General features: G+C 71.9%; 16 protein-coding genes. 9 read left to right on the top strand and 7 right to left on the bottom strand.

What is annotated here, in order from left to right:
- Positions 1-335: 335 nt before the first annotated feature.
- Together LIV37_RS21095 and LIV37_RS21090 are read left to right on the top strand one after the other, a co-directional pair.
- Positions 336-917, top strand: coding sequence for a hypothetical protein (locus LIV37_RS21095; protein ID WP_020869148.1), 582 nt, complete (start codon positions 336-338; stop codon positions 915-917).
- 135 nt (positions 918-1,052) lie between these two features.
- A complete protein-coding gene (locus LIV37_RS21090; RefSeq protein WP_243146186.1) occupies positions 1,053-1,601 on the top strand; it encodes a PT domain-containing protein in 549 nt (182 codons plus the stop codon).
- Positions 1,602-1,632: 31 nt separating this feature from the next.
- On the opposite strand, the gene LIV37_RS21085 is transcribed toward LIV37_RS21090, so the two are convergent.
- The 3 genes from LIV37_RS21085 to LIV37_RS21075 are packed head-to-tail and all read right to left on the bottom strand — an operon-like array spanning position 1,633 to position 4,054.
- Positions 1,633-2,397 (bottom strand): enoyl-CoA hydratase/isomerase family protein, encoded by a 765-nt coding sequence (locus LIV37_RS21085; RefSeq protein WP_020869146.1) that lies wholly within the window; start codon positions 2,395-2,397, stop codon positions 1,633-1,635.
- Entirely contained in the window at positions 2,394-2,879 is a 486-nt protein-coding gene (locus LIV37_RS21080; protein WP_020869145.1) for a Zn-ribbon domain-containing OB-fold protein, read from the bottom strand. Before LIV37_RS21080 ends, LIV37_RS21085 begins: the two co-directional genes overlap by 4 nt.
- Positions 2,880-2,887: 8 nt before the next feature.
- Positions 2,888-4,054, bottom strand: a complete 1,167-nt coding sequence (locus LIV37_RS21075) for a lipid-transfer protein (protein WP_121824674.1) — start codon at positions 4,052-4,054, stop codon at positions 2,888-2,890.
- A gap of 116 nt (positions 4,055-4,170) precedes the next feature.
- On the opposite strand from LIV37_RS21075, the gene LIV37_RS21070 reads away from it, so the two are divergent.
- The gene (locus LIV37_RS21070) at positions 4,171-5,781 is read left to right on the top strand and encodes a FadD3 family acyl-CoA ligase (RefSeq protein ID WP_020869143.1); all 1,611 of its coding nucleotides are present in this window, start codon (positions 4,171-4,173) and stop codon (positions 5,779-5,781) included.
- A 545-nt stretch (positions 5,782-6,326) separates the two neighbouring features.
- On the opposite strand, the gene LIV37_RS21065 is transcribed toward LIV37_RS21070, so the two are convergent.
- The 3 genes from LIV37_RS21065 to LIV37_RS21055 all read right to left on the bottom strand — a co-directional run bounded on the left by LIV37_RS21065 (position 6,327) and on the right by LIV37_RS21055 (position 12,416).
- Entirely contained in the window at positions 6,327-6,689 is a 363-nt protein-coding gene (locus LIV37_RS21065) for a hypothetical protein (RefSeq protein ID WP_148717813.1), read from the bottom strand.
- 213 nt (positions 6,690-6,902) lie between these two features.
- The gene (gene afsR, locus LIV37_RS21060) at positions 6,903-9,827 is read right to left on the bottom strand and encodes an SARP-family global regulator AfsR (protein WP_020869141.1); all 2,925 of its coding nucleotides are present in this window, start codon (positions 9,825-9,827) and stop codon (positions 6,903-6,905) included.
- Positions 9,828-9,956: 129 nt separating this feature from the next.
- Positions 9,957-12,416 carry a tetratricopeptide repeat protein gene (locus tag LIV37_RS21055; RefSeq protein ID WP_020869140.1) on the bottom strand — a complete coding sequence of 820 codons (2,460 nt, stop codon included), beginning with the start codon at positions 12,414-12,416 and terminating at the stop codon, positions 9,957-9,959.
- A gap of 157 nt (positions 12,417-12,573) precedes the next feature.
- Between LIV37_RS21055 and LIV37_RS21050 the strand changes: the two genes are divergently transcribed.
- Positions 12,574-13,803 (top strand): amidohydrolase family protein, encoded by a 1,230-nt coding sequence (locus LIV37_RS21050; protein WP_020869139.1) that lies wholly within the window; start codon positions 12,574-12,576, stop codon positions 13,801-13,803.
- Between the two features lie 137 nt (positions 13,804-13,940).
- On the opposite strand, the gene LIV37_RS21045 is transcribed toward LIV37_RS21050, so the two are convergent.
- Complete coding sequence (locus LIV37_RS21045) at positions 13,941-14,999, bottom strand: AraC family transcriptional regulator (RefSeq protein WP_020869138.1); 1,059 nt, start codon at positions 14,997-14,999, stop codon at positions 13,941-13,943.
- Between the two features lie 239 nt (positions 15,000-15,238).
- Here LIV37_RS21045 and LIV37_RS21040 point away from each other — a divergent pair, with 239 nt between their 5' ends.
- From LIV37_RS21040 to LIV37_RS21020, 5 genes are all read left to right on the top strand, one after another.
- Entirely contained in the window at positions 15,239-16,207 is a 969-nt protein-coding gene (locus LIV37_RS21040) for an LLM class F420-dependent oxidoreductase (RefSeq protein WP_020869137.1), read from the top strand.
- Between the two features lie 14 nt (positions 16,208-16,221).
- Positions 16,222-17,004, top strand: coding sequence for an SDR family NAD(P)-dependent oxidoreductase (locus LIV37_RS21035; RefSeq protein ID WP_020869136.1), 783 nt, complete (start codon positions 16,222-16,224; stop codon positions 17,002-17,004).
- 422 nt (positions 17,005-17,426) lie between these two features.
- On the top strand, positions 17,427-18,554 hold the full coding sequence (locus tag LIV37_RS21030; protein WP_020869135.1) for an LLM class flavin-dependent oxidoreductase: 1,128 nt from the start codon (positions 17,427-17,429) through the stop codon (positions 18,552-18,554).
- Positions 18,555-18,667: 113 nt separating this feature from the next.
- A complete protein-coding gene (locus LIV37_RS21025; RefSeq protein WP_020869134.1) occupies positions 18,668-20,410 on the top strand; it encodes an N-acyl-D-amino-acid deacylase family protein in 1,743 nt (580 codons plus the stop codon).
- 4 nt (positions 20,411-20,414) lie between these two features.
- Positions 20,415-21,305 (top strand): SDR family oxidoreductase, encoded by an 891-nt coding sequence (locus LIV37_RS21020; RefSeq protein WP_020869133.1) that lies wholly within the window; start codon positions 20,415-20,417, stop codon positions 21,303-21,305.

Here is a 21,305-nt window from a genome sequence, read left to right as displayed (position 1 = left end):
GGCGGCAGGGTGGGCGCGGCGCGATGTGGCGGTGAGTCAGCCACGCGCCGGAGGCGGCAGGCCGTGGGTGCGGCGCCACGTGGCGGTGACGCGGCGACGCGGCCACGCGCCGGAGACGGCACGCCGCAGGTGCGGCGCGACGTGGCGGTGAGCCGGAGACGGCAGGCGAGAGGCACGGGGCGACGTGGCGGTGGCGCGGCCACGCGGCGGAGACGGCAGGTCGCAGGCCGTGTCCCTGACAATTGCTGCTACGGTTGCGGGCGTTCATCGACCTCCTGGGAGCCGGGAGGTCGATGGGTAACTCTGCGCGGTCTTCGGGGGAAACGGGGTCTGTGATGCGGCGTGGTCTACGGCTGGCGGCCGTGCTCACCGTGGTGCTGGTGGCGCTCACCGGGTTCAAGGGGCGTGGCCATGGCCACGGGGGTGGCGGAGGAGGCTGTTCCAGTTCGTCTTCGCACCACTCGTCGGGGTCGGGCTCCGGTTCCGGCTCGGGTGGTTATTCGGACTCCGACGACGAGAGCTCCACCACCGGTGCGGGCTCCGGCGGTTCTCGCTACCGCGACTACGACGATGACGACTACGGCGACAGCGCCTCCAGCGGTTCCTCGGGCGGCTCGGCGTCGCCCTACGAGCCCCGGGCGACGGTCGTCACCTGTGCCGGAAAGGGCAAGGGCGCCGAGGAGAGCAAGGACAAGAGCGGCCGTCCGGCGGCGACCGTGAAGGTGCGCAACCGCTCGGGCACGGCCGGGACCTATCTCGTGGACATGAACTTCCAGGACCGGGACGGCGTGACCCTCACCTCCGGCCGCGCCGATGTGCGGGTCCCCGCGGGGAAGACGCGGACGGTAAGGGTGCCGCTCGACGACCCCTCGGTCGTGGGAACCGTGGTGCGGTGCGAGGTCGTCTCCGTCCTCTGAGAGCCGGGACAGGCGCGCCCACAGGTGACTTTGGAGTAGGAAAACCCGTTGCTAGGGTGGCGTGCACTTGTCAACTGGCCACAGTTGGCTTGAATGTGCCTTTTCGACGGGGGTAATACCATGCAACGCCGCTCCATGCGCATATGCGCCGTCGCCCTGGTCGGGCTCATCGCGCTGACCGGCTGCGGAAAGAAGAAGGGCGGCAGCCACGACGGCGGCCTCGGGGGGTTCGTCTCGGGCGGGAGCGGGGGCAACGACAACCCGGCGTCCGGCCCCACCGACCTCCCCAGCGGCGTGCCCACCGATCTGCCCAGTGGCGTGCCCTCCGGTGTGCCGTCCTACGACGCCCCCACGCCCTCCTACACCTACTCCGCGCCGGCCACCTACAACTCGGACGGCACGAACGACATCTCCGCCAGCGGCTGCGACTACGACGAGTCGACCCGCTCGTTCCAGTACACCCTCAACCTGAGGAACCCCGAGACGCAGTCCATGCACTACTCGATCACCATCGAGTGGGAGGACCAGAACGGCGGCAGCCTGCTGGGCTCCGACTACAAGTCCGTCACGGTGGCGTCCGGCAGCAGCCAGACCCTCAGCGCCACCTCCTACCGCACCCTCACCGAGCAGACGTCCTTCACCTGCAAGGTCACCTCGGCGCTCAAGTACCCCAGCTCCACCTGAGACCGAGCCGATCGATCCGGGGCGGACGGCCTCACCGGGTACGGAAGCCGGGCGTGCGGGCCGCGAAGAGCGCGGCCTGGCGCCCCGGCGGCAGATTGCCCAGTGCGATCAACTGCGGGGCCTGTGCGAGCGCCTGGGCCAGCGCCGCCTCCTTCGCCGCCCACAGCGCCCTTACGGTGCCCTGCACCGCCTCCGTCGGGTACGACGCGATGACCGACGCGGCGCGGATGGCCGCCGTAAGGGCCTCACCAGCCGGGGTCACCTCGCTGACCAGGCCCGTCTCATACGCCCGCCGGGCCGAGAGCCGCTCCGCCGTCCCCATCAGCGCCATCCGCGCGACCTCGCCCATGGGCATCCGCTGCGCCATATAGATGGCCTCATAGGCGCTGACCATCCCATAGCTGGTATGCGGGTCGAAGAAGGTCGCCGTCTCGTCGGCGACGATGAATTCGGCCTCGCCCAGCAGGTAGAACGCCCCGCCGCAGACCATTCCGGCCACCGCCGCGACCACCGGCTTCCACAGGTCGTTCGCCTTGGGCCCGACGGTGCGCAGCGGATCGTCCATCGCGTAGGGCGACGACGGCTGTTCCACCTCCACCGAGCGGTCGATGCCGGTGCTGAAGGCCCGGCCGCCCGCGCCGGTGAGGACGACAGCCCGGACCGCGTCGTCCCGGCGGAAGCGCCGCCATACGGCGGTCAGTTCCGAGGCCGTCTCCAGGTCCATGGCGTTGTGCCGTTCGGGCCGGTCGAGGGTGACGACCGCGACGCCGTCCGCCACCCGTATGCGGACCGTCATGGCCGCTCCAGCAGCCAGCGCACCACCGTGAACCCGTCGTCCGTCTCATGGAAGGCGGCCCTCACGGGCGCGCCGATGCGGATCCGCTCGGGCGGGACCGAGTTCAGCGCGGCGTCCGCGGCGGCGACCAGATTGCCCACCAGCCGGATGCGCGGGGCGTCCGCGAGCTCCACGAGGACGACGTTGTACGGCGCCTGTGCCGCGTAGGCGGGCAACAGCGGGGGATGGGGCAGCACATACGACCAGATCCGGCCACGGCCGCTCGTCTTTTTCCACAGGCTCTCGAAGGACTGGCAGTGCGGGCAGCAGGGCCGGGGCGGAAAGCGCCGTTCGCCGCAGTCGGCGCAGCACTGGACGCGCAGTTCGCCGCGTGCCGCGTAGGCGAAGAAGGGCGCCCCGTCGTCGTCGGGCACGGGCGCCAGCAGCCCATCGGCCCGGTCGCCCCCGCCACTCGCGGCCGTAGTGGTTTCCGTTTGTGTCATGCCGTCGCTCAACTCCTCAGCAGCAGAGCCGATGTGGGAACTCCCTCACCCGCCGTGACCAGGCAGGTCGTGGCGCCGGGGACCTGGGCGGTGCCGGTGCCGCGCAGCTGTCTGACCCCCTCGGTGATGAGGTTGAAGCCATGGACGTACGCCTCGCTGAGGCCGCCCCCGCCGGTGTTGAGCGGCAGCCGTCCGCCGATCTCCAGCGCGCCCCCCTCGGTGAAGGCGGCGCCCTCGCCGCGGCCGCAGAAGCCGTAGCCCTCCAGGGAGAGCGGGATCAGCGGGGTGAAGGCGTCGTAGATCTGCGCGACGTCCACGTCCTGCGGACCGAAGTCGGCGGTTTTCCACAGCCGGCGGGCGGCGGTCCAGGAGGGGCCGGTCAGCGGGTCGTCGTTCCAGTAGTTGACCATTCCGTGGTGCTGGGCGGGCAGCCCCTGGGCGACGGAGTGGACGTACACCGGCCGATGCCGGCAGTCGCGCGCCCGCTCGGCCGACACCAGCACACAGGCCAGCGCGCCATCGGTCTCGAGGCAGTTGTCGAAGAGGCAGAGCGGTTCGCTGATCCAGCGCGCGGTCATGTACATCTCGCGGGTCAGCGGGCGGTCGTACATCATCGCGGCGGGGTTCTGATTGGCCCGGTTGCGGCAGGCCAGCGCCACATTGAAGAAGTGATCGCGGGTCGCGCCGTACTCATGCATATAGCGCCGGGCCAGCAGCCCGATCTCATCGGCCGGGCGCAGCAGCCCGTACGGCCGGGTCCACTGGGCCGGGGTGGGCAGCTGTACCTGGGTGTTGGTCCAGGGGCGCGGTCCGCTGCCGCGTTTGCGGGACCGCCAGGCCACCCCGACGCTCGCCTGCCCGGTGGCGATCGCGGCGGCCAGATGCGCGACGGTCGCACACGAACCGCCGCCCCCGTAGCCGACCTTGCCGAAGAAGGTCACGTCCCCGGCGCCGATGGCCTTGGCGATCTCGACCTCGTCGGTCTCCTCCATGGTGTACGAGGCGAAGGCGTCCACCTCGGACGGGGCGATGCCCGCGTCGTCGAGCGCGGCGAGGATCGCCCGGCAGGCCAGGGTCTTCTCGGACTCGGGGAGGCGTTTGGCGAAGGAGGTCTGCCCGATACCGGCTATCGCCGTCGCGTCCTTCAAGGTCGCCGTAGCCCTTGCCGCCCCCATGGCCACCTCCGTGGTCGCGTTCACCGGTGCTGACAGCGGGGAAGGCTACCGCTAATCTGACGGGTAGTCAGCTACTGGGGTCGTCCGTCCCGGGTTCCGGGGAGGGGAGCGGTCCGATGGAACGGATACGGCAGGGGCACACCATCCCGGCGCTGATCCGGGCTGCGGTCGAGCGGTACGGCCCGGACGAGGCCGTCGTCGAGGGCCGCGCCCGGATCTCGTACGCGGAGCTCGGCGCCCGGATCGAGCGCGCGGCGGCCGCGTGCGTCGCCTCGGGCCTCGAACCGGGCGACCGCGCCGCGATCTGGGCGCCCAACACCACCGACTGGATCGTGGCGGCGCTCGGCGCGGTCACCGCGGGCGGGGTGCTGGTCCCGGTCAACACGCGTTTCAAGGGCGGCGAGGCGGCGTATGTGCTGCGCCGCACCCGGGCCACGCATCTGTTCATCACCGGCACCTTCCTGGGCACCTCGTATGTGGCGTCGCTGCGCCGGGCGGCGGGGGAGGGGCCGGGCCACGGCCCGCTGCCGGGCCTGCCCTATCTGCGGGAGGTGGTCGTCCTCGCCGACAACGGCCCGGAGGACTTCCGCGGCTGGAAGGACTTCCTGGCGCTGGGCGACGCCGTGTCGCCGGAGGAGGTCCGCTCCCGGGCCCAGGCGGTGCGCCCCGCGGATCCCTCCGACATCACCTTCACCTCCGGCACCACCGGCCACCCCAAGGGCGTGGTGACCACGCACTCCCAGACCGTGCGGGTCTTCGACACCTGGAGCGAGATCACGGGGCTGACGGCGGGCGACCGCTATCTCATCGTGAACCCGTTCTTCCACACCTTCGGCTACAAGGCGGGCGTCATCGCCTGTCTGAGCCGCGGTGCCACGATGGTGCCGCAGCCGGTCTTCAGCGTGGAGACGGCCCTGGCCAATATCGCGGCTGAGCGCGTCTCCGTACTCCCCGGCCCGCCCACCCTCCACCAGTCCCTGCTCGACCACCCCGCCCGCGCCGCCCACGACCTGTCCACCCTGCGCCTGGTCGTCACCGGCGCCGCCGTCGTCCCGCTGGAGCTGGTGGAGCGCCTGCGCTCGGAGCTCGGGGTCGCCACCGTGCTGACGGCGTACGGCCTGACGGAGGCGTCCGGCACCGTCACGATGTGCCGCCGCGGCGACCCGCCCGAGGTCATCGCGGGCACGGCCGGCCGCGCGATCCCGGACACCGAAGTCAAGATCGCCACGGCCACCGGGGGTGAACTCCCCCCGGGGCGGCCGGGCGAGGTCTGGGTCCGCGGCTACCACGTCACATCCGGCTACTTCGAGGATCCGATCGCCACGTCCCGCACCGTCACCCCCGACGGCTGGCTGCGGACGGGCGATGTCGGGGTGCTGGACGAGCAGGGCAATCTGCGCATCACCGACCGGATCAAGGACATGTTCATCGTCGGCGGCTTCAACGCCTACCCCGCCGAGATCGAGCAACTCATCGCCCGCCATCCGGATGTGGCCGACGTCGCCGTGATAGGCATCCCGGATCCGCGCCTGGGCGAGGTGGCCAAGGCCTACGCGGTCCGCCGCCCGGACTCGACGCTGACGGCGGACGACCTGATCGCCTGGTCCCGCCGGGAGATGGCCAACTACAAGGTGCCCCGGCAGGTGGAGTTCCTCCCCGAACTGCCGCGCAACGCCAGCGGCAAGGTCCTCAAGGCGAGGCTGCGGGCGGGCTCCCCCGCCACCTGAGAAGCCGGAATCAAGCTGTCCCCGGCGCGGGGCGGCGCAAAGGGGCCGGGCGGTTTCGCCCGGCCCCCCTTGGTGCTCACGAGTGTCTCGTGGCGCCTACTGCGGGCTGGTGGGGGCATGACCCTCGCCCTGGGGGCCCGGAGCGGCGGCTGTGGCGTATTCACCACTGTCCATACCGACGATGGGGGTGTGACTATCGCTTGCAGACGCGAATGCGGCTGTCTGGCTTGTGGCTCCGACCGCGGCACCTATGGCGATAATCAAGGTCGCAATGCCCTTTGTAGCACGAGTCATTCCGGTTCCTCCGTTACGGGGGGTGATTATCTGTTTTGTACTGCAAATTAACAATGAGGGGTACGTGTGTTCGGCCATCTGGCCTGAACTGGTCGAAGCTTGGCGGAAAGGGGGTGCGCCCGGTGGTGCGAGGGGCGCTCGTACGGGAGGTGGCCCGCGCAAAGGGGCCGATGTCGATGACGTCCCCTCCGCGTCATCGACATCGGCCCCGCGGTGTTACCTCATGGAAATGGGCGACGCTTGGTGTGTATCTACTGGGGCGCCGAAGGTGTGTGACCCTCTCCTTCGGCGCTCAGCTGCGGCGGCGCGGGCGTGTGCCCCTCGCCCTTGGTGCTCAGCTCCGACGGCGCGGGTGTGTGGCCCTCGCCCGCGGGGCTCAGCTGCGGTGGTGCCGGTGTGTGGCCCTCGCCCTGAGTGCTCAGCTGCGGCGGTGCGGGCGTGTGCCCCTCCCCCTGGGTGATCAGCTGGGGTGGCGCGGGCGTGTGGCCCTCGCCCTGGGTGGTCACCTGTGGAGGTGCCGGTGTGTGGCCCTCGTCCTGAGTGGAGAAGGGTGCCGGGTCGGCCTCAAGCGGCCGGTAGGTGTCGGACTGGGGCTTCTTGTCCGTGTTTGTCACGATCAACTCCATCGGATGCTTTGGTCGGTATAGGCCGTTAACACCCGCCCGGCGACTCCCCCGTGGGTCGCCGGACGGATGTCTCAAAAGGGCCGTCCACCTTACGGTGTGACCTCGCAACCGACCCGTCTGCCCCCCGCGGGGACGGGTCGACCGCTACTAAGACTCCCGGACGGCGATAAACGATTGATGAACGGTCGGCGAGCCGCGCCGTTATGCGGCGGCCGCGGGGGCCAGAAGCCTGCGGACTTCCTCCGCCTCAGGCGTCCCCAGCCGCTGGTGGATCGAGAGCGCCTCACGCCAGCAGGCGTCCGCGCGCTCGTTCTGGCCGAGCTCCAGCAGCGCTTTGCCGAGCAGGGTCAGCACGATGGCCCGGCGCCACTCGCCCCCGATGCCCCGCAGGGCGAGAGCCTGTTCGGCGTGGGTGGCGGCCTCCGCGGGGCGCCCGATCGACAGGTGCGCCTCGGCCAGCCGCTGGTGGGTCATGCCCTCCCAGAGCGGCTGGCGGTGCTCACGGAACAGGCCGAGGGCCTCGGTGAGCTGTTCGAGCGCCTGAGTGAGGCTCCCGGCCCCGGTCAGGGCGATACCGAGCGCGTACTTACCGTTGGCCAGGCGCAGGGTGCGCCCCAGGCTCCCGTAGATCCGCACGCCCTGCCGGGCCAGGTCCACGGCGCTGTCGATGCGGCCCATCTCCACATACGCGCGGGAGAGGTTGCACAGCGCGCTGGCCTCTCCGGGCTGGTCGTCCACGGCCCGGTAGGCGTCGACGGCGCGGAGGAAATGCCGCTCCGCGTCATCCCAGCGGGTGCGGCTGAGATGCGCGATGATGCCGCGCTCGGTGAGGGCGCGCCCCATCGTGACATGGTCCTTGACCGCGGAGCCCAGGGCCAGGGCGCGTTCCGCCTCCGCGTCGGCCTCCTCGAGCCGGCCGGTGAGGTTGCGCACCTTGGCGAGGCAGGTACGCGCCCGGCCCTCGGCCCGGGTGTCGCCGACCGTGTGTGCCGTTCCGCTGACGACGCGGGCGACGGCCTCGTAGCGGGGGGCGTTGGCGCCGGACTCGGCGAGGTCCATCGCGGCGAGCAGCAGATCCGCCGCCCGGCCCAGGGTGCTGCCCGAGGCGGCTTGCTGGGTGCAGGCCAGCAGGCAGTCCGCCTCGGTGAACAGCCAGTCCAGAGCGGCGTCCTGATGTGGGAAGACCAGGCCGGGGTGGCTGGCGGGGGCCAGGTGGTCGCCCAGGCGGTCGCCGGGCCGCTCCATGGCGTACACCCGGGCGGCCGTGGCGAGGTAGAAGTCCAGCAGCCGGGAGAGTGCCGCCTCGCGGTCCGCCGCCGACTGGTGCCGCTCGGCGCAGTCACGCGCGTAGAGACGTACGAGGTCGTGGTAGCGGTAGCGGCCGGGTGCCGCCGACTCCAGCAGGGAGGCGTCGACCAGGGACTCCAGGAGCTCCTCGGCGTCGAGGGTGTCCATGTCCAGGACGACGGCCGCCGCGGCGAGCGAGATGTCGGGGCCGTCCGCGAGCCCCAGCAGCCGGAACGCCCGGGCCTGTGACGGCTCCAACTGGCCGTAGCCCAGCTCGAAGGTGGCCCGCACGGCCAGGTCGCCCGCCCGCAGCTCGTCCAGCCGGCGGCGCTGGTTGGCGAGCTTGTGCGCCAGCGTGGAGACGGTCCAGGTGCGGCGCGAGGCCAGCCGGGAGGCCGCGATCCGGATGGCCAGCGGGAGGAAGCCGCACGCCGCCACCACGTCCATGGCCGCGTCGCGCTCGCTGATGACACGCTCCTCGCCCACTATCCGCGTGAAGAGGGCGAGAGCCTCCTCCGGGCTCATCACGTCCAGGTCGACCAGGTGGGCGCCCTCCAGGTCGACCATCCGGGTCCGGCTGGTGATCAGCGCGGCGCAGCCCTCCGTACCGGGCAGCAGCGGCCGTACCTGTGCGGCGTCGCGTGCGTTGTCGAGCAGTGTGAGCACCCGGCGGCCGTCCAGCATCGAGCGGTAGAGCGCGGCACGCTCCTGGACGCCCTCGGGGATCGCGTTGTCCGGGGTGCCGAGGGCGCGCAGGAAGGCGCCCAGGACCGAGTTGGGCTCCGCCGGTACCGGGCCCGCGCCCTGAAGGTCGACGTAGAGCTGGCCGTCGGGGAATTGATGGCGGGCCGCGTGGGCTACGTGTACGGCGAGCGTCGTCTTGCCGACACCTCCGATTCCGGCCACGGCTGACACGGCCATGACACGCCCCTCGGCGGTGGCGAGCTGATCGCTCAGCTCGTCGACAAAGGCGACACGGCCGGTGAAGTCGGCCACCGTCGCGGGAAGCTGGGCCGGCCGTACGAAGCTGGGCCCCGCGTGGGCGCGGTCGTCCACCGGGGCGGCCAGCTCGGCATCCGCCTGCAGAATGCGCTGATGCAGCTCGGAGAGTTCCGGGCAGGGGTCCACGCCGAGATCCTCGGCGAGCAGCCGCCGGGTGTCGTTGTACACGGCCAGCGCCTCGGCCTGCCGGCCGCTGCGGTAGAGCGCCAGCATCAGCAGCTCGCGCAGCCGCTCCCGGAGCGGATGGGCGGCGGTGAGGGCGGTGAGTTCGGAGACCGCGTCGGTGTGGTGGCCCAGCTCCAGATCGAGATCGAGCCTGGTCTCGGTGAGGACCAGATGCCACTCCGACAGCCGGGCGCGCTGGGTCACGGCGTAGGGCCCCGGCACTCCGGCCAGGGCTTCACCGTCCCAGAGGCCCAGCGCCTGGCCGATGAGCTCATGGGCCCGCGGCCGGTCGCCCGAGTGCCGTGCCTTCTCCGCCTCCGCCACCAGGCGCTCGGCCACGTCGGTGTCCAGGGCCCCGAGGCCCACCTGGACCGCGTACCCACCCGACTCGCTGACCAGGACGGCCGATTGCGGGGTGAAGGCCTTGCGCAGCCGGGAGGCGTAGGTGCGCAGCGCCGCGATGGCGGCGTCCGGCGGGTCGTCGCCCCACAGGGCGTCGATGAGCTCGGGGGCGGTGGCGGTGCGCCCACCGCGCAGCAAGAGAGCGGTGAGCAGGGCTCTTTGCTGTGGTGATCCGGTGCTCACCTGTTCCTCGCCCCGCCAGGCCCGTACCGGTCCGAGCACGGTGAAGCGCAAGGGCTGCTCCTGTGCCCGCTCCTTCTCGCCGGCCATGGTCTCCCCCTGCCTCTGCTCCCAGTTGCACGGGCCAGTTTGCCTTGCCGATACCCCTCACGTCAGTAGGGGCCGGACCTCTCCACAAGGCCTGCCACACTTCACAGCCCTCGGAATGCCGACGCACCGTCAGATCCAGGGGTCGCTTTCGGTCATCGGAGGGCCGACTCCGTACGCGTCGCGATGGCCGGTATACGGATCCGTGGCCGCCGGGAGATCCGGCGCCGATGTGGACAGCAGCTGCCGTACCTCCTCGGGCTCGGGTGAGCCCAGCCGTTCCCGGAGGGCCCGTGCCTGCGTCCAGCAGTCCTGGGCCCGGGTCCGCTGCCCGGCCGCCATCAGGGCCTTCGCCAGAACGGTGAGAAAGGAGAAGCGCCGCCACTCGCCGCCGAGACCGCCCAGGGCGAGGGACTGTTCGGCGTGGGCCACCGCTTCTGAGGGGCGCTGCGCTACCAGATGCATTTCGGCCAGCCGGAAATGGGCCATGCCTTCCCACAGCGGCTGACGGGCTTCGTGAAAGAGATCGAGCGCTTCGGTGAGGTGAACGGATGCCTCCTCCAGGCGGTGGGCGCGCGTCAGCGCGATGCCGACGGTGTACATCCCGTTGGCGAGCCGCAGGGGGGCGCCGAGCCTGCGGTAGATGGCGAGCCCCTGCTCGGCCAGTTCCACACCGGTCCGGGTGCGGCCCCGGCTCACGTGCAGCCGGGAGAGATTGGCCAGGGCGCTCGCCTCACCCGCCTCGTTGGCATCGGCGCGGAACGCCTCGAGCGCCTGTCCGAGGTACCTCTCGGCGTCTTCGTGCCGCCCCAGCCCGTTGGCCACGATGCCGAGCTGATTGGAGGCGCGGCTGGCCACCACCGGATCGTCGCCGTCCAGCTCCAGCGCGCGGCGCAGCTCCCGCTCGGCGTGGCCGTATCGGCCCGTGAAGCTGTACAGATGGCCCAGTGCCGAGCGGGCGCGGGCCTCGGTACGGGAATCCCCGGCGGCGTGGGCGGCGTCGCAGACCACCTGCGCCACCGTCTCGTACTGCCGCGGCCGGGCACCGGACTCGGCGAGGTCCAGCGCGCCCAGCAGCAGGTCCCCGGTGCGGCGGCGGGTGCTCTCCCCGGTGCACTTGGGCACGCAGGCGAGCAGGCAGTCGGCCTCCGCGAAGAGCCAGTCCAGGGCGGCTTTCGAGGTCTCGAAGAGCAGTCCCGGATGGCCGGTGGGCTCCAGGTGCTCGACCATGCGGTCCCCGGGCCGCTCCAGGGCGTACACCCGCGCCGCCGTCGCCAGGTAGAAGTCCAGCAGCCGGGACAGCGCCTCCTCGCGCTCCGCCGCCGCCCGCCGCTCCCGCTCCGCGCATGCCCGTGCGTAGAGCCGTACGAGGTCATGGAAGCGGTAGCGCCCCGGTACGGCGGACTCCAGCAGCGAGATGTCCACGAGGGAGGTGAGAAGCCGGCCGGTCTCCGCGGCGTCGAGGCCGAGCACCGCGCCCGCGGCCGACAGGGAGATGTCCGGGCCGCCGGCCAGGCCCAGCAGCCGGAAGGCGCGGGCCTGAGCCGGGTCGAGCTGTCCGTAGCCGAGTTCGAAGGTCGCCTTGACCGCCAGATCCCCGGCCCGCAGTTCGTCCAGCCGCCGGCGCTCGTCGGCGAGTTTGCGGGCGAGGACGGAGACGGTCCAGGTGCGGCGGGAGGCGAGCCGGGAGGCCGCTATGCGGATCGCGAGCGGGAGATAGGAGCAGGACGCCACCACGTCCATGACCTCGGCACGTTCCACGGTCGCCCGCTCCTGGCCCACGATCAGTGCGAACAGGGCGAACGCCTCCGGCGGGCTCATCGCGTCCAGGTCGACCGGGTGGGCGCGGTCCAGGTCGGACATATGGGTGCGACTGGTGATCAGCGCGACGCAGTCCGGTGCGCCGTCGTCGGGGAGCAGCGGCCGGACCTGAGCGGCGTCGCGGGCGTTGTCCAGGAGGACGAGGACGCGGCGGCCCTCGAGACACGCGCGGTAGAGCGCGGCGCGCTCCTCGGTGCCGTCCGGAATGGCGGCGTCGGAGGTGCCGAGTGAGCGCAGGAAGGCGCCGAGCACGGTCTCGGGGTCGGCGGGGGAGGTGCCCGCGCCGCCGAGGTCTACGTAGAGCTGGCCGTCGGGGAAGCGGTGGCGGGCGGTGTGCGCGAGGTGAACGGCCAGGGCGGTCTTGCCGATGCCTCCGATACCGGCGATCGCGATGGCGGCCGGCCGGTCGGCGGAGGTCGCGAGCCGGTCGTTCAGCTCCCGTACGAGGTCCTCGCGGCCGGTGAAGTCCGCCACCGCCGCGGGCAGCTGTGCGGGGCGCACGACGGTTGTGTCGGCCATGGGGTGTCGCGGGCGGCTGGCGCCGGTGGGCCGGGAGAGCGCGGTGGCGGGCCGCGCGGGGGCGTGCGGCCGGCGCTCGCGGACGACATCGGCGCGGTAGCCGCCCTCCAACCCCAGTTCGAGCCGGGTCCGGCCGAGGGCGGAGTCCGCATCCTCGCCGAGGGCCAGGCTCGCCTCTTCACCGTGCCGGGACCGGTCCGGTACGGAACCGGTGGAACATTCCTGCCGCCCCAGGCGCTCGTCGCCGGCCATGGTGCCCCCCGCACGTGCTTCCTCGCTGTACGGCCAGTCTGCCGTGCCCGCGGCCCGTACGTCAGCAAAGAGTGCGACGTGTCCGGGTCGTCCGTCGAACATCCCGGGAGGCGCACGCATAGCTGACGATCCGTCAGATCGGCGCTACCGTGCAGTCATGGAGAGCTTCCCGAAGATAATCTCGGTGGACGACCACACGGTTGAGCCCCCTCACGTCTGGCGGGACCGGCTCCCGTCGAAGTACCGCGACAGCGGGCCGCGCATCGTCCGGGCGCCGCTGAAGGAGATGACCTTCATCGGCGGCAAGTTCGCCCCGAAGATGGGGGCGCCCGGGGACGACGGGCCGCTCGCGGACTGGTGGGTGTACGAGGAACTGCACCGGCCGCTGACCCGGTTGGACACCGCCGTCGGCTACGACCGGGACGAGGTCAAGCTGGAGGCCATCACCTACGAGCAGATGCGGCCCGGCTCGTTCTCGGTGCCGGACCGGCTCGCGGACATGGACGTCAACCACGTCCAGTCCGCGCTCTGCTTCCCGACCTTCCCCCGCTTCTGCGGGCAGACCTTCACCGAGGCCGCCGACCGCGAGCTGGGGCTGCTCGGGGTCCGGGCGTACAACGACTGGATGGTGGAGGAGTGGTGCGGCCCCGAGGCCCGGGGCCGGCTGATCCCGCTGATCATCATCCCGCTGTGGGACGCCGAGCTGGCCGCCGCCGAGGTGCGGCGGAACGCGGCGCGCGGGGTGCGGGCCGTCTGCTTCTCGGAGATCCCGCCGAACCTGGGGCTGCCCTCGATCCACACCGACGACTGGGACCCGCTCCTGGCCGCCTGCGACGAGACCGGCACGGTCATCGCGATGCACATCGGCTCCTCCTCGAGGATGCCCTCGACCTCCGCGGACGCGCCCCCCGCGGTCGGCTCCACGATCACCTTCGCCAACTGCTGCTTCTCGATGGTCGACTGGCTGATGAGCGGGAAGTTCGAGCGCTTCCCGAACCTGAAGGTGATGTACGCGGAGGGGCAGATCGGCTGGATCCCCTACATCCTCGAGCGCGCCGACGTGGTGTGGGAGGAGAACCGGGGCTGGGGCGGAGTGGCCGACAAGGTGCTGCGCCCGCCGTCCGAGCTGTTCACCGAGCATGTCTACGGCTGCTTCTTCGACGACGCCTTCGGGCTGCGCAACCTCGACGCCATCGGAGTCGGCAACGTGCTGTACGAGACGGACTATCCGCACTCGGACTCCACCTGGCCCAAGTCGCGGGAGGTCGGTGAGGCGCAGATGGGGCATCTGGCGCCGGACGTCGTGGAGCGGATCGTGCGCGGCAACGCGATCGAACTGCTGGGGCTCACGGCGGACGGGCTCTGGGCGGGGGCGCCGGGGGCGTAGCGGTTGGCTTCGGCACCGTCGTCCTGGTCACGGAGGAGCAAGAAAGCGGTCACTGCCGGTCAATGACAACCCCCGGACCGTCCGGCAGGCTGTGGGGCATATCGGCCCTCCCGCCTCCCCACGCCGTCACCCACCCCCTACGACGTGACAGGGGCCGTGGGCGGCGCGGAGGGCCGGGTGTCCCTGCGCACCGGGCGTCGCGGGGTAGCGCCCGGCGCGCGGGACACGAGCGGGCTGGACACAAGCGCCAGATGGCGGTAGTCGCTGGGCGGCATCCCGTAGGCGGCGCGGAAGGCGCGGCTGAAGACGGCGGGGTGGGCGAAGCCCCAGCGCGCGGCGAGTTCATGGATGCGGACCGTGAGCAGACCGGGATCGGTGAGGTCGCGCCGGACGCGGTCCAGCCGCTGTTGCCGGATCCACGCGGAGACCGTGGTGTCGCGGGCCCGGAAGAGGCGGTGCAGATAGCCGACGGAGATGTGGTGCGCGGCGGCGATGGTGGCCGGTGACAGCTCCGGGTCGGACAGGTTCCGCAGGATGAAGCTCTGCACCCGCAGGGCGAGGGTGTGCCGGTGGGTCTCGGGCGGCAGCGCGTCGTCGGCCTCGACCGCCTGGGCGAGCAACGCGGCCGCCAGGTCGATCAGCACGGTTCCCAGGCGCGGCCCGTCGGAAGGGCGTAAGGAGCGGTCCGCCGCGAGCCGGGTGAGGAACCCCGTCAGCAGGGCGCCCACCCCTTCGCGCGCCGGGATGGGCCGGGCGAGCAGCCTGTCGATCCGGTCGTGGGGGACCGGGATCAGCGCTTTGGGGATCTCCAGGCCCACGCCCGCGGGAGGGCCGCCGAAGGCCAGACAGTCGAACGGCCGTGAGGTGTCGACGACATAGAGGCCCTCCGCCCTGTGCGCGGACTCCTGGCGGGACTGGGAGACCTGGAGGTTTCCCTCCTGGATGAACGAGAAGTGGTACAGCTCGGGGTCGGACTGCCGGATGAGCTTGGGCGTCCGCCGGAAGTCCATCTCGCGGAACTTCGTGGGCCATACGGAGGCGGCGCCGAACTCGAGGATGCGCACCTCGCCCCGGAAGTCCCAGGTGTGGTCGCTGGTCATCTCCATCGGCGCCATGAGCTGCGCCATCTGCTCGCGCCAGAAGTCGAACCGATCCGCTCTGGGCAGATCCTCGCAGCGGAAGACCGTCTCGATCATCACGTCGTGCCCCTCTGTGCGCCCCTTGCCGTGCCCCCTCGCTGTGCCTCCTTGCCTGTGCCCCGTGGTGGCCCCTGGGCGGGAGGCGGGCGTGGGCCCCGAGGTCCGAACGTCCGTACGCTAGCAAAGCGTCGCGCGTCGGGACGAGACTGCCGCACCCCTTGTCTGATGGACCGTCAGATACGACCATGTCCGACGTCAGATACGACGATGACGGTCCACCGACAAGGAGGCCCGGCATGCGCGTCCTGCCCCGGGGCCGGTTGAGCTACGGCATGCAGCTGCCGATCCAGTCGCAGTCCACCCTCTACGCCGAGCCGTGGGAGGCCGGGGCCGGCCCGGCCGAGCTGCTCGAGATCGCCCGCGCCGCCGACCGGCTCGGCTTCGCGTACCTCGCCGTCTGCGACCACGTCGCGATCCCGCGACGGCTGGCCGCGGCCATGGGCACCGTCTGGTACGACCCGGTGGCCACCCTCGGCTGGCTCGCCGCGGCCACCGAGCGGGTACGGCTGCTCAGCCATGTGGCGGTCGCCGCGCTGCGCCATCCGCTGCTGACCGCAAAGCAGTACGCCACGCTCGACCACCTCTCCGGCGGCCGGCTGATCCTCGGGGTCGGGGCCGGGCACGTCCGGGAGGAGTTCGAGGCGCTCGGGGTGGACTTCGCCCGGCGCGGGGCGCTGCTGGACGAGACGGTCGACGCGCTGAAGGCGGCCCTGGGACCGGAGGAGTTCCCCGACTTCCGCGGCGAGCGGTTCGCCTTCAGCGGCCTCGGACAGGCCCCGCGCCCCGTCCAGACGCCACGGCCCCCGCTGTGGGTCGGCGGCTCCTCGCCCGCCGCGGTGCGCCGGGCGGCGGTCCGGGGCGACGGCTGGCTGCCGCAGGGCGATCCACGCGACCGGCTGCCAGGTCAGATCGCCCGGCTGCGCGAGCTGCGGAAGGAGGCGGCCCAACACGATCGGGGCTGTGCGGAACCCGCCGAGATCGGCGCGATCACCGAACCGCTGTACGTCGGCGAGCCCGGCTGGGACGTGGGGCGCCGGACCCTGACCGGCGCGCCCGAACGGCTGGCCGAGAGCCTGCGTGCCTACGCCGCGATGGGGGTGGACCAGATCCAGGTGCGGTTCCGCTGCCGGGACCACACCGAACTGACCGACCAGATGGCGGCCTTCGCCGCCGATGTCGCTCCGCACCTCGATGACCAGGGATGACTAGGGAGATCGGAATGGGCAAGCTGGACGGGCGGGTCGTCATCATCACCGGGGCGGCGCGCGGACAGGGTGAGCAGGAGGCGCGGCTGTTCGCGGCCGAGGGCGCCCGCGTGGTCCTCGGCGACGTACTGGACGAGCCGGGCGAGGCGCTGGCCAAGGAGCTGGGGGAGGGTGCCCGGTTCGTCCATCTGGACGTGGGCCGCGAGGACGACTGGACCGCCGCCGTCGCCGCCGCGAAGGACGCCTTCGGCTCGGTGGACGGCCTGGTCAACAACGCCGGGATCCTCCGCTTCAACGAGCTGGTGGGCACCCCGCTGGCCGAGTACCTGGAGGTGGTCCAGGTCAACCAGGTCGGCACGTTCCTGGGGATGCGGACGGTCGCGCCGGAGCTGGCGGCGGCGGGCGGCGGAACCATCGTGAACACCGCCTCGTACGTCGCCCTGTCCGGTATGCCGCTGCTCACCGCGTACGCCGCGACCAAGGCGGCGGTGGTGGGGATGACGCGGGTGGCCGCGATGGAGCTCGCGGACAAGGGCATCCGGGTCAACGCGATGTGCCCGGGCGCGGTCGACACCCCGATGACCAACCCGGCCCAGCTCGACCCCGAAGCCGACAGCGCGGAGGCGACGGCGGCGGTCGACGGGCTCTACCGAAAGCTGGTGCCGCTGGGCCGGATCGGCCGCCCGGAGGAGGTGGCGCGGCTGGCGCTCTTCCTGTCCTCGGAGGACTCCTCGTACGTCACCGGCCAGCCGTTCGTCGTCGACGGAGGCTGGCTGACCGGCGTCTCGGTCTTCTAGGCGGTGTCCCGGCCGATCGTGACGCCCGCGGCGGGTCTTTCCCCTCCCCGCCCCTTCCCTCAACCGGGACTCCGCCCCGGACCCCGGAGTCCTGGCCGGTCGGCTGATCGCGGCCGACGGCCGACTTGCCGACCCCGGGGCCCAGGGGCGAAACGGAACCCGAGCTCCGCCCCGGACGCGGGCGTCCTGGCCGGTGGGCTGATCGCGGCCGACGGTCGGCTCGTCCTCCCCCCGGGGTCCAGGGGCGGAGCCTCTGGTAACGGGAAGGGGCGGGGAGGGGAAAGGCCCGCCGGAACACCCCCGTGGGCCCTCCGGCCCCGCCCGGCCTTCCACGGCCCTTGACGGTCCGTGCCCGCGGTGCCAGAGTCAATCAAAATCTGACGATCCGTCAGATCGACGTTCGTCTGAGGCGGTGAACCTCCATGGAATTCGGACTCTTCGTGCAGGGCTACGTCCCCGAAAGCCGACGCCGAACCGACCCCGAGGCCGAGCATCACGCACTCGTCGAGGAGACCGAGTACGTCATCCAGGCCGACCGGTCGGGCTTCAAGTACGTATGGGCCTCCGAGCACCACTTCCTGGACGAGTACTCCCACCTCTCCGCGAACGACGTCTTCCTCGGCTATCTCGCCCACGCCACCGAGCGCATCCACCTCGGCTCCGGCATCTTCAACCCGTTGCCGCAGGTCAATCACCCGGTGAAGGTGGCCGAGAAGGTCGCGATGCTCGACCATCTCTCCGGCGGCCGGTTCGAGTTCGGCTCGGGCCGGGGCGCGGGCAGCCACGAGATCCTCGGCTTCCTGCCGGGCGTGACCGACATGAACGCCACCAAGGAGATCTGGGAAGAGACGATCGCCGAGTTCCCCAAGATGTGGCTGCAGGACGAGTACCAGGGCTTCACCGGCAAGCACTGGACGCTGCCGCCGCGCAAGGTGCTGCCCAAGCCGTACGGGGCCGCCCACCCGGCGATGTGGTACGCGGCCGGCTCGCCGCCCTCGTACGCGATGGCGGGCAAGAAGGGCCTCGGCGTGCTCGGCTTCTCCATCCAGAAGGTCTCCGACATGGAGTGGGTCCTCGACTCCTACAAGAACGCGATCAAGGAGGCCGAGCCGGTCGGCGGCTTCGTCAACGACAACGTGATGGTCACCTCGACCGCCATCTGCGCCGAGACCCACGCCAAGGCCGTCGAGGTCGCGCTCGGCGGCGGGCTCAACTACCTGCAGTCGCTGCTCTTCCGCTACCACGACACCTTCCCCCGCCCCGAGGGCATCCCGCAGTGGCCCGAACTGCTGCCGGAGTACACCGAGGAGATCATCGAACTCCTCATCGCCGAGGAGCTGATGATCTGCGGCGACCCGGACGAGGTCTTCCGCCAGTGCAAGCGGTGGGAGCAGGCCGGGGCCGACCAGCTGTCGTTCGGGCTGCCGATCGGGATCGGCTACGAGGACACGATGAACACGATCAAGCTCATCGGTGAGCACGTCATCCCGAAGATCGACACCGATCCGGTGCACCGCACGACCCGATTCCGCCAAACCGTCACCCAGTAGCCGCACCGGCCGTCACGCAGTAGCCACAGGCCACAAGTCACAAGTCACAAGTCACAAGTCACAAGTCACAGGCCACAGACACCAGCCGCAGCCGCGAGAAGGGACCTGAACCCGTGCTCGACCACCTGATCAAGGGCGCCACCGTGGCGGACGGCACCGGCGCGCCCTCGTACGTCGCCGACGTCGGCATCCGGGACGGCCGGATCGTGGCCATCGCCGAGCCCGGGGCCGTCACCGAACCGGCCCGGTCCACCGAGGACGCCACCGGGCTCGTCCTCGCGCCCGGATTCGTCGACCCGCACACCCACTACGACGCCCAGCTGTTCTGGGATCCGTACGCCACGCCGTCCATGAACCACGGCGTGACCACCGTGGCGGGCGGCAACTGCGGGTTCACCCTCGCCCCGCTCAACCCTGACCGGCCCGGCGACGCCGACTACACCCGGCGGATGATGAGCCGGGTCGAGGGCATGTCGCTGGTGGCGCTGGAGCAGGGCGCGCCCTGGAACTGGCACGGCTTCGGCGAGTACCTGGACGCGCTGGAGGGCCGGATCGCCGTCAACGCGGGCTTCATGGTGGGGCACTGCGCACTGCGCCGCCATGTGATGGGCGAGGACGCGATCGGCGGACAGCCCAGCCCCGCGCAGCTGGAGGAGATGCTGCGGCTCTTCCACGAGGCGATGGACGCGGGCGCGTGGGGGCTGTCCACCACCCAGTCCGCCACCCACTCGGACGGGGACGGGCAGCCGGTCGCCTCCCGGCACGCCCGGCCCGGTGAACTCCTGGCGCTCTCCCGGGCCGTCGGCGACCACGAGGGGACGCAGATCGAGGCGATCGTGGCGGGCTGTCTGGACCAGTTCGCAGACGAGGAGATCGAGCTGCTGGTGGACATGAGCGCGGCCGCCGGCCGCCCGCTCAACTGGAACGTGCTGACCATCGACGCGGCCGTCCCCGAGCGGGTGCCGCGCCAGCTCCAGGCCAGCGAACGCGCCCGTAAGGCGGGCGGCAGGATCGTCGCCCTCACGATGCCGATCCTCACCCCCATGAACATGTCGCTCGGCACCTTCTGCGCGCTCAACCTCATCCCGGGCTGGGGCGACATCCTGGGGCTGCCCATCCCGGAACGGATCGCGACCCTCCGCGACCCGGCCGTACGGGAGGAGATGCTGCGCCGCGCGAGCAGCCCCGAGGCCGGGGTCTTCCGGCGGCTCACCCACTTCGGCCGGTACGTCATCGGCGACACCTACAGCGAGGCCAACGCCGGCCTGACCGGGCGCGTCGTCCGCGACATCGCCGCCGAGCGCGGACAGGAGGCGTTCCACTGCCTGGTGGAGATCTGCGCGGCGGACGAGATGCGTACGGTGCTGTGGCCGATGCCGACCGACAACGACCCGGCCAGCTGGGAGCTGCGACGGCAGACCTGGGAGCACGAGGACGTCATGCTCGGCGGCTCCGACGCCGGGGCCCATCTGGACCGGATGTGCGGCGCCCCGTACACCACCCGGTTCATCGGCGACTGTCTGCGCGGACGGAAGCTGGTCGGCCTGGAGCGGGCGGTGCGGATGCTGACGGACGATCCGGCGCGGCTGCTCGGTCTCCGCGAACGCGGCCGGATCGCCGAGGGCTACCACGCCGACCTGGTCCTCTTCGACCCCGACCGGATCGACGCGGGCCAGGCACGGCTGGTCCACGACCTGCCCGGCGAGAGCCCCCGGCTGGACTCGCGCGCGACGGGCATCGTGAGCGTCCGGGTGGGCGGCACCGAGACCATCCGGGACGACGAGATCACCGGCGCGGTGCCGGGGAAGGTGCTCCGGTCGGGCCGCGACACGGAGACGGTGAGCACGAGGGGCTGAGGCGGTGACGCACGCGGCGGCCGGGTCCGGCGGGCGTGAGGGGTCTGGGCCAGGCGGACCCACCGCCTCCGCCGGACCCACCGCCTCCGCCGGACCCACCGCCTCCGCCGGACCCACCGCCTCCGGCGGACCCGCCGGACCGGGCTCCCTCACCGGCCGGGCCGCCCTGGTCACGGGTGGTTCACGGGGCATCGGGCTCGCCGTGGCGCAGGCGCTGACGGCGGACGGTGCGGCGGTGTGCGTCACGGCGCGGGACCATAAGGGGCTGGCCGACGCCGTACGCTGCCTCGGCCCGCGCGCCATCGGCTGCCCGGGGGACGCGGCCGACCCGGCCCATCTGTCGGCGGCGGTGGCCCGCACCCTCGCCGAGTTCGGCCGCCTCGACATCCTGGTCAACAACGCCGCCACCAATACCCCGTTCGGCCCGTTGATGGCCGTGGACCCGCTCGCCTGGCGCACGGCCTTCACGGTCAACGTGGAGGCCCCGCTGCGGCTGGCCCAGGCGGCCTGGCGGGCCTGGATGCGCGACCACGGCGGGGCGGTCGTCAACATCTGCACCGAGGGCACCCACGGCGTCGGCCCGGACGTCGGCGCCTACGGCACCACCAAGACGGCCCTCCTCCGCCTCACCCGCCAGCTCGCCGCCGAACTGGCCCCCGCCGTCCGCGTCAACGCCGTCTCCCCGGGCCTGGTCCGCACCGAGATGGCCCGCTTCGTCTGGGAGCCCGACGAACAGGAGATCGCCGCGACGCTCCCGCTAGCCCGGATCGGCGAACCGGAGGACGTGGCGCGCGCGGTCCGCTGGCTGGTCTCGGACGAGGCGTCCTGGATCACCGGCACGGACCTGGTGGTCGACGGCGGCCGCCGCGTCCGCGCGGCCTTCCGCCCCGCCTAG

Origin of the sequence: Streptomyces rapamycinicus NRRL 5491 (genome assembly GCF_024298965.1) — a bacterium.
Classification (GTDB): domain Bacteria; phylum Actinomycetota; class Actinomycetes; order Streptomycetales; family Streptomycetaceae; genus Streptomyces; species Streptomyces rapamycinicus.
Note: the sequence above shows the minus strand (reverse complement) of the source record. Positions and strands in the feature narration are given on the sequence as shown.

Bases quoted from the DNA above. Each gene is read 5' to 3' on its own strand.
- LIV37_RS21080 (WP_020869145.1), bottom strand. From the start codon at position 2,879: ATGACACAAACGGAAACCACTACGGCCGCGAGTGGCGGGGGCGACCGG.
- LIV37_RS21050 (WP_020869139.1), top strand. From the start codon at position 12,574: ATGGAGAGCTTCCCGAAGATAATCTCGGTGGACGACCACACGGTTGAG.
- LIV37_RS21030 (WP_020869135.1), top strand. From the start codon at position 17,427: ATGGAATTCGGACTCTTCGTGCAGGGCTACGTCCCCGAAAGCCGACGC.
- LIV37_RS21055 (WP_020869140.1), bottom strand. From the start codon at position 12,416: ATGGCCGGCGACGAGCGCCTGGGGCGGCAGGAATGTTCCACCGGTTCC.
- LIV37_RS21090 (WP_243146186.1), top strand. From the start codon at position 1,053: ATGCGCATATGCGCCGTCGCCCTGGTCGGGCTCATCGCGCTGACCGGC.
- LIV37_RS21035 (WP_020869136.1), top strand. From the start codon at position 16,222: ATGGGCAAGCTGGACGGGCGGGTCGTCATCATCACCGGGGCGGCGCGC.
- LIV37_RS21095 (WP_020869148.1), top strand. From the start codon at position 336: ATGCGGCGTGGTCTACGGCTGGCGGCCGTGCTCACCGTGGTGCTGGTG.
- LIV37_RS21040 (WP_020869137.1), top strand. From the start codon at position 15,239: ATGCGCGTCCTGCCCCGGGGCCGGTTGAGCTACGGCATGCAGCTGCCG.
- LIV37_RS21075 (WP_121824674.1), bottom strand. From the start codon at position 4,054: ATGGGGGCGGCAAGGGCTACGGCGACCTTGAAGGACGCGACGGCGATA.
- afsR (WP_020869141.1), bottom strand. From the start codon at position 9,827: ATGGCCGGCGAGAAGGAGCGGGCACAGGAGCAGCCCTTGCGCTTCACC.
- LIV37_RS21085 (WP_020869146.1), bottom strand. From the start codon at position 2,397: ATGACGGTCCGCATACGGGTGGCGGACGGCGTCGCGGTCGTCACCCTC.
- LIV37_RS21070 (WP_020869143.1), top strand. From the start codon at position 4,171: ATGGAACGGATACGGCAGGGGCACACCATCCCGGCGCTGATCCGGGCT.
- LIV37_RS21045 (WP_020869138.1), bottom strand. From the start codon at position 14,999: ATGATCGAGACGGTCTTCCGCTGCGAGGATCTGCCCAGAGCGGATCGG.